Source organism: Cryobacterium sp. PAMC25264 (genome assembly GCF_019443325.1).
Lineage (GTDB): Bacteria > Actinomycetota > Actinomycetes > Actinomycetales > Microbacteriaceae > Cryobacterium.
The window spans coordinates 2,322,793-2,336,500 of record NZ_CP080383.1 but is presented as its reverse complement, the minus strand read 5'-3'; the positions used below and the strand labels follow the sequence as shown (position 1 = coordinate 2,336,500).

The 13,708-nt window shown below is 66.3% G+C and carries 11 protein-coding genes; 4 read left to right on the top strand and 7 right to left on the bottom strand.

The window, feature by feature from the left end; all coding sequences use genetic code 11:
* Nucleotides 1-59: 59 nt before the first annotated feature.
* The 4 genes from KY500_RS10780 to KY500_RS10765 all read right to left on the bottom strand — a co-directional run bounded on the left by KY500_RS10780 (nt 60) and on the right by KY500_RS10765 (nt 7,103).
* The gene (locus tag KY500_RS10780) at nt 60-599 is read right to left on the bottom strand and encodes a GIY-YIG nuclease family protein (RefSeq protein WP_219900572.1); all 540 of its coding nucleotides are present in this window, start codon (nt 597-599) and stop codon (nt 60-62) included.
* The gene (locus KY500_RS10775; protein WP_219900571.1) at nt 596-3,778 is read right to left on the bottom strand and encodes a DUF3320 domain-containing protein; all 3,183 of its coding nucleotides are present in this window, start codon (nt 3,776-3,778) and stop codon (nt 596-598) included. The genes KY500_RS10780 and KY500_RS10775 overlap by 4 nt, the downstream gene beginning before the upstream one ends.
* Nucleotides 3,736-6,495, bottom strand: coding sequence for a DUF4011 domain-containing protein (locus tag KY500_RS10770; RefSeq protein WP_219900570.1), 2,760 nt, complete (start codon nt 6,493-6,495; stop codon nt 3,736-3,738). The genes KY500_RS10775 and KY500_RS10770 overlap by 43 nt, the downstream gene beginning before the upstream one ends.
* Nucleotides 6,496-6,689: 194 nt before the next feature.
* Complete coding sequence (locus tag KY500_RS10765) at nt 6,690-7,103, bottom strand: RidA family protein (RefSeq protein ID WP_219900569.1); 414 nt, start codon at nt 7,101-7,103, stop codon at nt 6,690-6,692.
* A gap of 81 nt (nt 7,104-7,184) precedes the next feature.
* On the opposite strand from KY500_RS10765, the gene KY500_RS10760 reads away from it, so the two are divergent.
* A complete protein-coding gene (locus KY500_RS10760; RefSeq protein WP_219900568.1) occupies nt 7,185-7,562 on the top strand; it encodes a helix-turn-helix domain-containing protein in 378 nt (125 codons plus the stop codon).
* Nucleotides 7,563-7,749: 187 nt separating this feature from the next.
* Here the strand turns inward: KY500_RS10760 and KY500_RS10755 are convergent, their stop codons facing one another.
* Together KY500_RS10755 and KY500_RS10750 are read right to left on the bottom strand one after the other, a co-directional pair.
* Entirely contained in the window at nt 7,750-8,445 is a 696-nt protein-coding gene (locus KY500_RS10755) for an ABC transporter ATP-binding protein (protein WP_219900567.1), read from the bottom strand.
* On the bottom strand, nt 8,442-9,512 hold the full coding sequence (locus KY500_RS10750) for an ABC transporter permease (protein WP_219900566.1): 1,071 nt from the start codon (nt 9,510-9,512) through the stop codon (nt 8,442-8,444). Before KY500_RS10750 ends, KY500_RS10755 begins: the two co-directional genes overlap by 4 nt.
* Nucleotides 9,513-9,678: 166 nt before the next feature.
* Between KY500_RS10750 and KY500_RS10745 the strand changes: the two genes are divergently transcribed.
* Entirely contained in the window at nt 9,679-10,869 is a 1,191-nt protein-coding gene (locus KY500_RS10745) for a sensor histidine kinase (RefSeq protein ID WP_219900565.1), read from the top strand.
* Nucleotides 10,866-11,492: a response regulator transcription factor gene (locus KY500_RS10740; RefSeq protein WP_219900564.1), complete on the top strand. Its 627-nt coding sequence runs from the start codon at nt 10,866-10,868 to the stop codon at nt 11,490-11,492. The genes KY500_RS10745 and KY500_RS10740 overlap by 4 nt, the downstream gene beginning before the upstream one ends.
* Nucleotides 11,493-11,704: 212 nt before the next feature.
* Here the strand turns inward: KY500_RS10740 and KY500_RS10735 are convergent, their stop codons facing one another.
* A complete protein-coding gene (locus KY500_RS10735; protein WP_219900563.1) occupies nt 11,705-12,292 on the bottom strand; it encodes a hypothetical protein in 588 nt (195 codons plus the stop codon).
* A 316-nt stretch (nt 12,293-12,608) separates the two neighbouring features.
* Here KY500_RS10735 and KY500_RS10730 point away from each other — a divergent pair, with 316 nt between their 5' ends.
* Nucleotides 12,609-13,643, top strand: coding sequence for an NADPH:quinone reductase (locus KY500_RS10730; RefSeq protein ID WP_219900562.1), 1,035 nt, complete (start codon nt 12,609-12,611; stop codon nt 13,641-13,643).
* Nucleotides 13,644-13,708 lie beyond the last annotated feature (65 nt).

Sequence of the window (13,708 nt, the reverse complement as noted above, 5' to 3'; positions counted from 1 at the left end):
GCACAAGGAAACAAGGACTGCAGTGCCTCCCGGCCTCCGAAGGGTCTGGAGAGGGATGCTTACGGTAGCACCTGGCCGTTTTCCTCGGCGCTGTTATCGATCGATCGCCCAGCCTTGCGGTTGGCAAACGGTCGAACGCCGTAGTGCGCCACGAAGTCACCAATCAGTGCAGATTCCAGGTTCTCGGCCTCAGAATCCGGAGTCTTCTTCCAGACGACGAGCAGGCGGTCGCTGTCCTCGAGCTGCCAGAGGTATCGGCCGCCCCAGTGGCCCACTCGCTCTCCCGCTCCGTGGCGACGAAATTCGTCGAGCCGCTTACGCAGGCCACGTTGACCTGTCGCGCCCGCGCTCGCTTTCCCGATATAGAGCACGTTCGAATCTGGTACCCACGCTGCCTGCAGACGTTCGACGAGAACGGACGGGTCCTTGCCCTTGAACCAGCCGGCAGGGCTCACAGCGTTGAACACGGGCGGCGATGACGACGCACGAATCACCACGTAGACGCCCGGGCGGGCGGGCACGGAAGCCTGTGGCAGGTCGGTGAACGGCACGAATCCGTCGAAACCGTAAGCTTTGAGTCCTGCGAGGGTCCAGATCACAAGCCGTTCACCAGCATTCCTGAGCTCGTGCGCTCGAGACGCCCGGTCTCGATCCCAACGGCAAGCGCCTGGTCGAGCCGTGCGCTGATTCCGTCCGTCAAACGACGGCTGCCGAACAGGTACAATGCCTCCCTCTTCAGCTCGGTCTCCTCCATACCGGCGGCAGCCTCCGCCACGATTCTCATCGCGTTCGCAATCTCGATCAGCGACACATGGTCGAGCTGACGCGAATCGCCTAAGGGCGCCCGGCGAACAATATGCCAGTCCGCCGGGTCGACGTTCGCTGGCCATAGGAACGGTTCCCCGGCACTCGTCCGCAGTTCCGACGGCACCCACCGCAGGATAGCTGCGGCGCGTGTCTGGTTCACTCGGTCAAGACCAAATGCGCCGGCGACGAGTTTTGCGAGGCGGGCGCTGTGAATGGGACCCTCCGCGGCTACCGCGGAACGAATCGCGGACTGCACTTTGCCCGCCGCGTTCTGCCTCGGCAGGTCGTCAAGCACACTCACCGAGCCGAGGTAGCCAGGGGCCCATGCGCGGAATTGGTGGATGAGTGGGTTTTCTCGGCTCGGCGCGCTCACGGCAGTCGGTGCTGACCGGATGCTGAGGGCCGGACTGCGCTCATCCAACAATGCTGCAGGGGAACTGGCTGACGCGCTGACGACCAGGGACGCCGACGAAACTGTGGCAGCCACCTGACCAGATCGGGACGCCATCAGATCGCCCTCGGCCGGTTTCTGTGCCTTCTCCGCTGCCGCAGCCACAGCCGCACCCAGCCGAGCCAATGTGGCGTCGCGGTCGTGCAGCCATTCCGGCAACCACACGCGTTCGATGCCCGGCCAGCGCATGATCCCCTGGAGCACGTCGATAGGCAGACCATCCCGGTCCGAAACGGTCTGACGTGCTCGCCAGCTCGGGCCGTCAAGGAGCACGGCGACGAGGGGTCGCTCCGGTGCCGCGGGATCCGCGATGCTGATATCGACCCGGAAATCTGAAAGCCCGACGTCCGTGCGGACAGGGAAACCGAGGGTTCGCAGCTCGGCAGCAATGTCATCACGATGATGGTCGACGATCGACTGGCGTCGAACGTCGTCTGTCATCACGTCGGTGTCGCTGTCGGCCATCTCGAGATAGGCCTTCAGGTGCTTAATCCCGACCGAACTCGTGTCCTGCGCGCGTAGCACGCTCGGGTCGAAGCTGGCATAGAGCACGACCTGTCGACGGGCACGAGTGATGGCCACGTTGAGCCTGCGTTCACCGCCCGCGCGAGACAGCGGCCCAAAGTTAAGGGGTACTACGCCGCTCGCGTTGGCACTGAACGCGATGGAGAACAAGATGCTGTCCCGCTCGTCCCCCTGCACGTTCTCCAGGTTCTTCACGAACAGGCCGTCCGGCTCATCGAGTGCGAGCGCGATGCGGTGGTCGTCGCAGTCTCGGAGCATGTTCTCGATCAGGTTGCGCTGCTGAACGTTGAACGTGATGACGCCCACCGACGGTGACTCGTGCGGAGAAGCCCAGAAACGACGTTGAATGTCCTCGACAATGGCCGTGGCCTCAGCCAGGTTCGTTCGGAGAGTCTTGCCGCGGCCCGACCGCTCGAACTGGCCGTCGATGCGAACCAAAGAGACGCCGTGACCGTCTGCGGAGGTATGTGATGCCCCCTGTAACGGGGCGGGGAAGGACGACAACCGGCTCTCGTAGTAGTTGTGGTTGCTGAACGCGATCAACGACTCGTCCTGGCTGCGGTAGTGCCATGACAGCCACTTGCTCGGCACACGCGCCTGCACGCACTCGGTCAGAATCGACTCCTCGTCGACCACGACGTCGGGGGCGGACTCCGATTCCTCGTCGATGCTGCTGCCCGCTTCAGCAAAGCTGGTCGGTGGCATCTGCTTGCTGTCGCCCACCACCACAACGGATGCGGCACGTCCCATCGCACCGATCGCATCCGGAACTCGAATCTGTGACGCTTCGTCGAACACGACGATGTCGAACAGGTCAGATTGCGCCGGGAAGAACCGGGCCACGGACTCGGGGCTCATGAGCGTGCAGGGCATGACCTGGGTGATAAGCGAGCCATAGTTCTCCAGGAGCGCCCGCACGCTCATCCCGCCGCGCTGACGGTCGAGCTGCCGGCGAAGGCCGCCAACCTGGCCGGAGGCCAAATTCGTGTCGAACCGGCGCAGCGCCAGCACCTCGGCCGGTATTCCGCGGGGGAGTTCGGCGCGCACCGCCTGTGTGCTCGTGGTGAACCGGCCGATGGTCTTATTGTGCGCGGCGATATCGAAGTCGTTGAGCGCGGTCGCGTCTTCGCGTTCGGAAATCGACGCGATGGCCACACCTTTGTCAAAGGCGAGGGCTGCATCGTCGGCTGGAATGTTCCCGGCCAGAATGGCGGTTCGTGCGGCGTCCAGGCCGTGGCGGCGCAGCGGTTCGATATGGCGCACGAGATTGAGCCATCGCTCCAAGACGACGGGCTGGCTGGTGTCGAGGTTGCGTGGGGCACGGGTCGCCCACCAGGCTGCGATGAAGCCGTCGGCGCTCGCCCAACGCTGAACGACGTCGGGCTGGAGCGCCGCTGCCGTGGTGAGCTGGTTCCACGCGGTGGCCAGGCGTGCGAGATGCTCGGCGCCCGCGCCGGTCGCGGTCGACGTGTAGTACTCCCGCAGATCGTTGATGTGCGGGCTGCCCGCAGGGTTCAGTGTGTCGCCGAGCCAACCGAACCAGGTGAGGGTGACTGAGAGGCTCTCCGCCTGCTCGGCGATGAACGGATTCCACAGTGGTGAGACGAGGGGGAGCGGGAGTTTGAGCGCGGCTTCACGGATACTGTGTGCCTCGGCATGGGAGGCGGCAATCGCAGCGGTGAGCGTGGAGAGCGTCTTGAGCGGCACACTGGCCGGGTCGACGATGAGATCATCACCGAGCTGCGCCAGCACGGCCCGACGCTTCTTTTTGCGACCGAAGAAGCCACCCTGATCGGCCGCGAGCGCCGCCGCATGGATGGCCGGGATGTCCCGCGCGAGCCCGGTGGGCTTCACGCTCGTCAGCCATTCTGGTGTCGATGCGATGATCGAGGCGAGGTGGCCCTCCAGCGCGGTCAGGTAGGCCTGCCACTCGTCGCTGTGTAGCGCGTCGATCACGGGCACCGGTTGCCGCGGTGCACGGGCCAGATCCGCCATCCGGCGACCGCGTCTGCAGTCGCCAACCGGCTCAGCGCCTGCAGGCTGAACCCGGCCTCCTGTGCGCCGACCAGTGCGGCGTCGAACTCGCGCGCAGCAGTATGAATCGCGACCGGATCTAGCGTTGTGCCGGGCCGTTCGTCGAGGAACGCCCACGGGTGCACAGCGCTGGGGCGGGCCAGATCGGAGAATTCGGGAAGCCGGCGGAGCACGTCGCGCAGGGTCGCGAAGATCTCCGGTGTGCTTCCGGCGACAAGCGCAGCCGGAATCGCCAGCGCGGTGATGCCCTGATCCGCGGTGAGTTCGTGCGTGCGGGCGCTGTAGAGGGAGAGCCCGGCAGCGTTGGTTTCGTGCAGGCGGTCGGCGTACCGGGCGAGACTGCGCCGGCTCGACTGGGCAGCCTCGAGGTTGGTCTGCAGCGCAGCTTCATCGGCCCGCACTCGCAGGTCGAGTGCCGCCTTGATCTGCGCGCGTGCGGCAGCCGGTCGGGCGCCCTTGTCGTGCAGGTCCAGGGAGAAATCACCAAGTCCGACGCTTTCCAAGCGTTTCTTCACCACATCGAGGGCGGCACGCTTCTCTGCGACGAACAGCACCCGTTTGCCGGCTGCGAGTGAGCGGGCGAGCAGGTTTGTGATCGTCTGCGACTTGCCCGTGCCCGGAGGGCCCTCGAGCACGAAGGTGCGCCCGCCCACGGCCTCGGCGACCGCCTCCAGCTGCGAAGAGTCGGCCGGCACCGGCACGCACCCGCCCAGCTCATCCAGATCTACGCTCGGCGCTGACAGCACGGGATCGAAGTAGGCCTCCAGGGGAGAGTTGATCAGGTGGGAGACGAGGCTGTTCAGGGACAGGACCTCCCAGTTCTCGTCCAAGTCCTTCCAAAGCCGGAACTTGGCGAACTGCAGAATCGACAGATCCACCGACTCCTCGACCCGAAACGGAAGCCCGGCTTTGGCGATGGCCTCGCGCACGGCCGTGAATGCCGCGGGCAGATCGATACCCGAGGAGTCTTGGGTCGGGTCTGACAGCCCCGGAATGTCGAGGTTGAAGCTCAGTCGCAGCTTTTCGAGCAGGCAGTAGTTCGGGGTCGAGGCACCAGATTCATCAACGGTCAGCCGGTAGGAGGTGCCGCGGCTCGCGGTCACCATCGTGACGGGAACGAGCACGAGAGGCGAGCGGAGCTCGCGGTCGTTGAATGTCCAGTGCAACATCCCGAACGCCAGGTACAGGTTGTTCGCGCCGGTCTCCTCCACGATGGTTTTCGCCTTGTTGGCGAGGTAGCGCAGTTTGGTCGTGTACGCGGCTTCAGTGATGTCAATGAAGGCGCTCTTCTTGTCGGCGAGCATCAGCTCCCGGGCGGTTTCGGACAGATCGCGCCCATAGCGCACGCCGCGGGCACGGTCGATGGTGGGCACGGCGTCGGAGGGCACCAGAGTGATCGGGGTGCCGGCATTGATCGCGTCTTCCATCCGCCCCACTGCCGGTGCCGGAACGGCGAGCGGGTACCCGGAGCGGTCGGTGTAGTTGATCAGCTTGTTGCGCAGACTCAGGTCGAGCAGGGCGTTCTTCCATTGGGCCACCCGGGCGGGAACCGGTGTGCCTCCGGGCGTGGTGTCGGCCGCTGCTGACGCGTAATAGGGCGCGATGGTCGGCCCGGCGCCAGGCTGGTAGACGGTGACGACTGTTTCACCATCGACGCCGATCGAGCGGCTCGGCAGCGGAAAGATGTGGGACTCGCGGGCCTGGCGGATGTCTGTGACACCGAGGAACTTCTCCAGGCCGGCCGCGAGGTGCTTGATATGGGGGAGGCGTTGCGCCTCCGCGAACGGTGCCGACTCGTCGCCTCCCGCAATGCAGGTCGTTTCGACCAGCCCGATCTCGCCGAGGTCGACCAGGTTCACGATGTCGGCCACGTCGGTGAGCGCTGGCGCGCCCAGTGACGAGTCGATGCGCCAGTAGCCGATGAAGATGTGGTCGTTCAGGGTCCACAGCGTCGAGTTGATCCCGGCCTGCTCCAGTGCGGCTGCAAGGGTGACTGTCGTGTCGAGGCAGGTGCCGAGGCGTCCCTCGAGCACCTCGGCGGGGGTGCGCACCTTCTGGCCCCGGGAGCCCCAGCTAGCGGGCGGCTCCGCATAGCGGATGTCGCGGGCTCGCATCGCGTCGTAGATCGCGGCCGCAGTCTCGTCGACGCGTTCAGCGCTCTCAGTCTGGTAGCCGGAGAGCGAGGAGTTGCCCGTGCGCTCCTTGAGCAGGTCGGAGGCCTCGGTCAGAAGCGGTGCGATAGCGGCAGCATTCGGTTGCACGTGTGCAGCGAGCAGCTCCAGACCGAGGTTGAGGGGATTCGCCACCCACTGGTTGAAAGCGAGAATCTCCACGTTGACCGTTGTCTCCGCGAGAAGCGCTCCGACGCTATTGCGCAACGTGGCGCGGATGAGACCGGGCCGCTGTTCATCCACGCCGAGCATGCGAGCTGGGTCAAGCACAAGATCAACGGTGCGCAGGATCGTGGTCTGCTGGTCACCGAGGTCGACCAGGAGCACCTTCGGCCCGCCGAGTGACCCGTCGGCGCTCACCACGTCAACCTCGAGGGAGGCTCCGCGGGTTTCGCCGGCGAGATTCTGGATGACGATCTCATCGACGACAGGGATTCGGCAGTGTGCCATCGCGTAGCTGAGGAACGGCAACGAACTGATGGTGATCGTGGCAGACGTGGGGCTCACGGCCGGCGTGCTAGCGGGGAACTGAGTGGTCAACACTTCTGGTGCCACAACCGGGCGGCGTGCGCTGCCACCCGCGAAACGGCGCCATGCCCGCGGACCGCGGCGGAGCCCCGCCGAAAGGTGGCCCACGCGGGCGCGGACGTTCGGCGGGACGCGATCACGGCATCCGTTGAGGGCTGTTGTCGTCGGTCGGACTACTCGAGCACGGCGTAGGCCTCGAGCTCGACGAGCACGTCGGGTTCGAAGAGGTAGTCGATGCCGATGACCGACACCGGCGGCAGCGGCTGCGGCAAGTTCAGTTCCGCGGCGACGAGCTCGATGCCGGCCATGAAAGCCTCGCCCCGACCCGGGGCCGACGCGTCGGTGAGGAAGAAGCGCAACCGCACGACATCCGCGAAGGTGGCGCCGGCACCGGCGAGGCCGAGGGCGGTGTTGCGCAGCACCTGGGCGACCTGGCCGGTGAGGTCGCCGGTGGCGATGTGGGCGGCGTCGCCGTCGCGGGAGATCTGCCCGGCGACGTGCACGTGTCGGGTGCCGGTACCGATGGCGACGTGGTGGTACGGCGCGGGCTGGAACAGGTTCGCGGGGGAGAAGGTTTCGACGCTCATGGGGCTGCTTTCGTTGAAGTCGGTAGGTGGTATCTCCTGTCTACCTAGTGCACGAAGGGAACTTCAACGAGACTAGGTGTCATGAAAGACACCTCTCCGGTCGCATCCGCACTCCTCCAGGTGGATGCGCCCCACCGCGAACTGCTCGACCAGGTGCTCGACAAGTGGTCGCTGCAGGTGCTCGACGTGCTCTGCGGCACGAACCTGCGGTTCAACGAGCTGCGCCGCGCGGTCCCGGCGATCGGGCAGAAGTCGCTCACCGCGTGTCTGCGCCGGCTCGAGCGCAACGGCATGATTGAGCGAGTGGTGCTGCAAAGCCGCCCGGTAGCGGTGGAGTACCGGATCGCCCCGGTGGGCAACACCCTCAACGAACTGGTGGATGCGCTGCTGCGGTGGACCACCGAAAACATGCCCGAGGTTCAGCGGGCGCGGGAACGGTTTGACGCCGTGGAGGGCTAGCCGGACGCTCGCGAGACCCGGAGCCCAACACGGGCTGACCGACGCACTGCCGCTGCCCGGAGTCGCGTGGCTCTCACCCTGATCGGGGTTCACCTGCCGTGCAGCGACCATGGTGGCGTTCGATGAGGGCCCTCTGCTGAGATCGCCTGCCCGGCGCCTCGGCCACGGACACAAACGTGCGCGCTGGTCAGACGGCGGCCAGGACCTGGTCGACCAGGCGCCCGTCGACCATCTTCACGACCGCATGCATCCGCGGCAGGTGCACGAGGTCGTGGGTGACGAGCAGTGTGGAGGTATCGAGTTGGTCGGTGAGGTGAAGGATGAGGTCGATGATGCTCGCGCCGCGTTCCTGGTCGAGAGCGCTGGTGGGTTCGTCGACGAGGAGCACGCTGGGGTTGTTCATCAAGGCACGGGCGATGTTGACGCGCTGACGTTGACCGCCGGAGAGCTGATGTGGTCGTTTGTTGCCGTGATCGGTGAGGCCGACCGCGTCGAGCAACTCGGCCGCGCGGATGGCTGTTCTGGCTCGCTGACGGCGGCCGTGACGGGCGCCGAGTTCGTTCATCACTTCGAGCTGTTCGAGTGCGGTGAGCGAGGGAATCAGGTTGGGCTGCTGAAAAACGATCCCGATCTTGTCGCGGCGGAAGTCGCTCGCGTCCGCGGCACTCAGCCGCGTGGCGTCGACGTCGTCGATATGTACCTGGCCGGAGTCCGGACCGATCAGGGTCGCGGCGACGGCGAGGAGGCTGGACTTGCCCGAACCGCTGGGCCCGGTGATGCCGGTCACCGTGCCCGGGCGGGCGGTGAGGGAGACGTGGTCGACGGCGGTGACGCGGGTGTCGCCGTCTTCGAAGGTGAGGGTGATGTTGTTCAGGCGGATCATCGGTTGCTCCCGAGGGCGGTGAGTGGGTCGGCGGAGGTGACGGAGCGAAGAGCGAAGGCGGCTCCCGCGAGTCCGAGGACGATCATGATGGCCCCCGGCAGGAGTGTGGTGAGCGGGTTGAGCATGAACGGTAGGGCGTTGCCGGCCAGAGCACCGAGGATGGCCACCAGGCCGATGCCGAGTCCGATCCCGAGCACGAGCACGATCAGTGCCTGCCCCAGGGCGTCATACACGAGCGAACGGGTGCTCGCGCCCAGAGCCTTCAGCACCGCGATGTCTCCCGAGCGTTGCATGGTCCACACCGTGAAGAAGGCGCCGATCACTAGGGCGGAAATACCAAACAGCATGGCCACGATCATCAGGAGCGAGCCGATCTCGGACTTGAAGGCGCTGAGCGCGGTGAGAGAACCGAGGGTGCTCTCCGCCACGGTGCCGGTGTCGCTGGATGCGTTTTCCCAGTCCGGGCTGCCCGAGACCGCGAGCACGGTGGCATAGACGTCGGGGTTTCCGGTGGCTGCGGAGTAGGCCTGCCAGTCGTGCAGGGTCATTTTGACGACCGGAGTGTGGCTGTACCACCAGTCTCCGGCGATGGATTCGACCTCATAGGCGGTGCCGGCGATGGTGACGGTGTCACCGGTTGAGACGCCCAGGTCTGTCGCGGCGGCAGTGGAGAGGCCGAGCGAACCGTTCGTGGTCGGAGAGGAACTGTCGAAGCCCGGCTGCACACCGAAGGCGGCGATCGCCACTCGGATATCCCCGTTGTCGGCTCGTGTCTGGCTGATCCCGATCGGCTGCACGCCGCTCACGTCGCTGGTGGCTTCCCAGGCCTTGGCTTGTTTTTCGGTGACCGTGGAGTCGGAGAAACTCACGGCGGTGCTGCCGCTGGACGGCGCGGAGAACACCAGCCGGTCGCCGGGGATGGAGAGCACGGCCGAAATATTCTGCGCAGCGAGGCCTCCGGTGAGACCGCTGAGGAATCCGACGAGAACGGTGATGAGGGCGACGACGGAGCCGATGAGGATGAATCGACCGCGGGCGAAGCGCAGGTCGCGGAGGGCGACGAACATGGCGTGTTCCTTTCGTGCCGCCGAACTGGCGACACAATCAACTTTCACGTCGTTCGCCGTTCGGGTCATCCGTCACCAGCACAGCGTTTCGCGGCGAAAAGATGGAGACCCCAGTCGTACTTTCGAACGATGAGGACGAGATGCCCGGAGCGTACTGTTGGTTGCCATGGCTCACACTGCGCTCACTCCGATCTTCGTGGGCCTGCGCACGGGATTGCACGGCCTCTTCATCACCCTCGTGGGACTGGTCGTCGGGCGGGCACTTCTGGTTCCGTCGTCGAACAGCGTTGCCGTCGTCGTGGTGTCGCTGATTCTTCTGGTTACGTACGCAGCCGGCGGCCTGTTCGTGCGCGCCGCGCGCACACGGGGGCGGCTTCCTGGCTTTCTGTGGCTCACACTGGTGAGCGTGGAGTGGCTGGTTCTACTCTCGCTGAGCTCCCTTGCCGCCTACCTGGTCTTCGTGCTGTTCTTCCTCTACCTGCATATCCTCGGGCGCGGGTTTGGCACGCTCATGGTTCTGATCACCACCGGTGTGGCGATCGTCGCCCTGGGTGTGGAGGGCGGCTGGAGCGTCGGCGGGGTGATCGGCCCCCTCGTCGGCGCGGCGGTTGCGGTGATGATTGGGCTGGGCTACCAAGCACTGGCCCGGGAAGCCGCGGAGCGGGAGCGGCTGATGAGCGAACTGCTCGCTACCCGCGATCGGCTTGCCTTGATCGATCACGAATCCGGAGTATTGGCCGAACGCGCGCGCCTCGCGCGCGAGATTCACGACACCGTCGCACAGGGGCTCTCCAGTATCCAGATGCTGCTTCACGCGGCGGAACGGGCCGACCCGGAGCGCCCCGGAGTGGAACACATCCGCCTCGCCCGCGAAACCGCCGCCTCCAACCTCGCCGATACGCGCCGCTTCATCAGCGAACTCACCCCGCCCAACCTCGATGAGGCCGGGCTCGGCGGCACTCTACGTCGACTGGCCGACACCCAGTGGGTGCCACAGGGCCTGGCCGTCACCGTGAGAATCTCCGACGCGCTTACGCTGCCGATGTACCTCCAGACGGCGCTCCTGCGGATCGCCCAGGGCGCCATCGCGAATGTCATCCAGCACGCCCAGGCCACAAGCGCCACCATCACCCTGGCCGTTGAGAACGATGAGGTGCGTTTCACTATCGCCGATGACGGTCGGGGCTTCGACCCCAGCGACTCCTCATCCGATCAACCCGGAAGGCGAACCGACTCCTTCGGGCTTCAAGCCACCCGAGAACGGGTGGATCAACTCGGAGGGGTTCTCACCGTCGATTCGGCCCCCGGCCGCGGGAGCGTCGTCACCGTGGACCTGACCCTGAAGGACAGCGCATGATCCGCCTCGTGATCGCCGACGACCACCCCATCGTTCGGGCGGGCCTGCGGGCGCTCTTCAGCTCTGAAGACGGCGTCACCGTCGTCGCCGAGGCCGCCACGCCCGACGAAGCCGTCACGGCAGCGGAGCGCGAAAACCCCGACGTTGTGCTGATGGATTTGCAATTCGGCTCCACCGCGAACAGCACCGGTGCCGACGCGACCAGACGGATTCGAGAGCTGCCGGCACCCCCGTATGTTCTCGTGCTGACCAACTACGATTCCGACGCCGATATTCTCGGCGCAGTCGAAGCGGGAGCCAGCGGCTACCTGTTGAAGGACGCACCACCGCACGAACTCATCGCGGCCGTTCGCGCGGCCGCGGCCGGTGAAAGCGCTCTGGCGCCGGTGATCGCCTCACGACTGCTGAGCAGGATGCGCGCGCCCCAGGTGAGCCTGAGTGCTCGAGAAATGGAAGTCCTCGAAGCCGTGGCCGCTGGTCGGTCCAACACGGAGGTCGCTCGCCAACTCTTCGTGACCGAGACAACCGTCAAATCTCACCTCGCGCACATCTTTTCAAAACTGAACGTGACCTCCCGCACGGCCGCCGTGTCCACGGCCCGCCAGCACGGCATCCTGCGCTAGCTCACGGCCAGCGCGCAGATCATCTATCGGGTGCGCCGAGTGCGTTGCTCCTGCACTATGCACAACGATGGCCGGCGGATGCCCGGAATCACGGGCATCCGCCGGCTGCGGCAATTGCAAATTGCACGAGTTACGCGCGCTGGGCGGGCGTGAGGGGTGGCTGTGGTGGTCGTGGCCTCGGCTTACCTGGCTGAATGCAGCTCTGTGCCGGCTCAGGGGAGGGCGGGAACGAGCGTTTCGCCGTCGGGCGTGGTGAGAGGCTGCACTTCCTTTAGTTTCATCATCGTGCTGTCCAGCACCGGGAGCGCGGCGAGAGCGTCGCGCACCCCGGGCTTGGTCTTGCCGCACACATCCACCGGATAGCGCGCGTGGATAGCCTGCCCGGCCTCGTCCACGAGCCAGAGCGGGGGCACGAATTCCCAGTCGGCTGTGCACGCGGCGGTCGAGTCGTCGCCATCGTCAGGCTCGGCAAGGGCGGCGAGAAGCTCTGTGAGATCGCCTCCGAACGTCACGGCGGTGATGCTGAACCTTTGTGGCTCGTCTATGTCGGCGACCACATCGCACCGCACAGCCGTGGTGGGGGCGAAGCCCTCCGGTTTCCATCCGGCTTTCGGCGCGTACGGATGCTCCGGGTCAGGGGCGATGGTCGAGTCGGGCGGGAAGGCCCAGTAGTTCAGGTTCGGAGCTAGACAGTCGTAGCCGTCGACGATCTTCGCGATATCCCTCGGGAGTACGCCACTGCCGGGTCCTGCGCCGCATCCGCTGAGCAGAAAGCTCGCTACCGCCGCCCCGACCAGCACCCGAATACCAGTCCTCGCACTCGGTATGGATCGTCTGGGCCGCATGAGTCAACCATGCCCGGAATCATTGGTCGTGGCGACGGTGGGACCGACTTCGTTACCGGAAAGGAAGACTCGCTCGACGAGGACGCTGCCCCACCCGTTTCCCTGTGCCAGGGTCGATAGGCGGTGCCTTGCCCGCATAAGGCGGCGCGGGCGGTACCTCGCCACGGAAACGCTCGAGCCTTCGCCGAGGTGCGCACTCGAGCGACCAAGCGCTGCGGCGCCCGCGGATGTTTCAGGGAAACATTCCGGCCCCGCCAGCGTTACCCCTGACATGAAGACCATTGTGTACAGCCAGACCGGTGACCCGTCCGTGCTTCAGCTCGTGGATCGGCCGGTGACCGAACCCGGTGCCGGCGAGGTGCGGGTGCGCATCGTGGTGAGCGGGGTGAACCCCACCGACTGGAAGTCGCGCCAAGGCTCGGCTCCGGGCGAGAAGCTGGCGTTCGACCACGTGGTGCCCAACCAGGATGGTGCGGGTGTCGTGGACGCTGTCGGCGACGGGGTGCAGCACGTGGCGGTGGGTGACCGGGTGTGGTTGGCGCTGGCCGCGTACCAGCGGGCGAGCAGCGGGTCCGCCCAGGAGCTGGCGGTGCTGCCCGCGGAGCGGGTCTTCCCGCTGCCGGACAACGCGAGCTTCGACCAGGGCGCGAGCATGGGGGTGCCGGCGATCACGGCGCACCGCGCGCTGACCGTGGCCGAAGACGGCCCGCGGCGGCTGCACCCCGGGGCGCTGGCCGGCAAGACGGTGCTCGTGGCCGGCGGTGCCGGCGCGGTCGGGCACGCTGCGATTCAGCTGGCCCGGTGGGCCGGGGCATCCGTGATCACAACCGTGAGCTCACCGGAGAAGGCGGCGCTCGCCACGGCCGCCGGCGCGCAGCACGTGCTCACCTACACCGACCAGGACATCGTCGCCCAGATCCGCGCGATCGCCCCGGACGGCGTCGACCAGATAGTGGAGGTGGCGCCCGCCCAGAACGCGGAGCTCGACCTCGACGTCATCCGCAACCGCGGGTCGATTGCCGTCTACGCCAACAACGGCGGCGACCAGATGACCCTCGATGTGCGCCGGCACTTCAGTCTCAATGTGCGGTACCAGTTCGTGCTTCTCTACACGGTGGGAATGGACGAGATTCGCGCGGCTGCCGAGGACATCAACGCGGCCCTGGCCGATGGTGCGCTCGCCGTGGGGGAGCCGGCCGGGCTGCCACTGCACCGCACCGACCTCGAGCACACGGCGGATGCGCATGCTCTGGTGGAGAGCGGCGTGGTGGGCAAGGTGCTGATCGACGTGTCGGCGGCCCAGTAGGAACACGCGGTGGGCGCTCCCTGGATGCCCCAGACCTGCGCGCCAGCGTGTGAATCGCTGTGCGA

Bases quoted from the DNA above. Each gene is read 5' to 3' on its own strand.
- KY500_RS10775 (WP_219900571.1), bottom strand. From the start codon at position 3,778: ATGGCGGATCTGGCCCGTGCACCGCGGCAACCGGTGCCCGTGATCGAC.
- KY500_RS10730 (WP_219900562.1), top strand. From the start codon at position 12,609: ATGAAGACCATTGTGTACAGCCAGACCGGTGACCCGTCCGTGCTTCAG.
- KY500_RS10755 (WP_219900567.1), bottom strand. From the start codon at position 8,445: ATGATCCGCCTGAACAACATCACCCTCACCTTCGAAGACGGCGACACC.
- KY500_RS10740 (WP_219900564.1), top strand. From the start codon at position 10,866: ATGATCCGCCTCGTGATCGCCGACGACCACCCCATCGTTCGGGCGGGC.
- KY500_RS10745 (WP_219900565.1), top strand. From the start codon at position 9,679: ATGGCTCACACTGCGCTCACTCCGATCTTCGTGGGCCTGCGCACGGGA.
- KY500_RS10765 (WP_219900569.1), bottom strand. From the start codon at position 7,103: ATGAGCGTCGAAACCTTCTCCCCCGCGAACCTGTTCCAGCCCGCGCCG.
- KY500_RS10750 (WP_219900566.1), bottom strand. From the start codon at position 9,512: ATGTTCGTCGCCCTCCGCGACCTGCGCTTCGCCCGCGGTCGATTCATC.
- KY500_RS10760 (WP_219900568.1), top strand. From the start codon at position 7,185: ATGAAAGACACCTCTCCGGTCGCATCCGCACTCCTCCAGGTGGATGCG.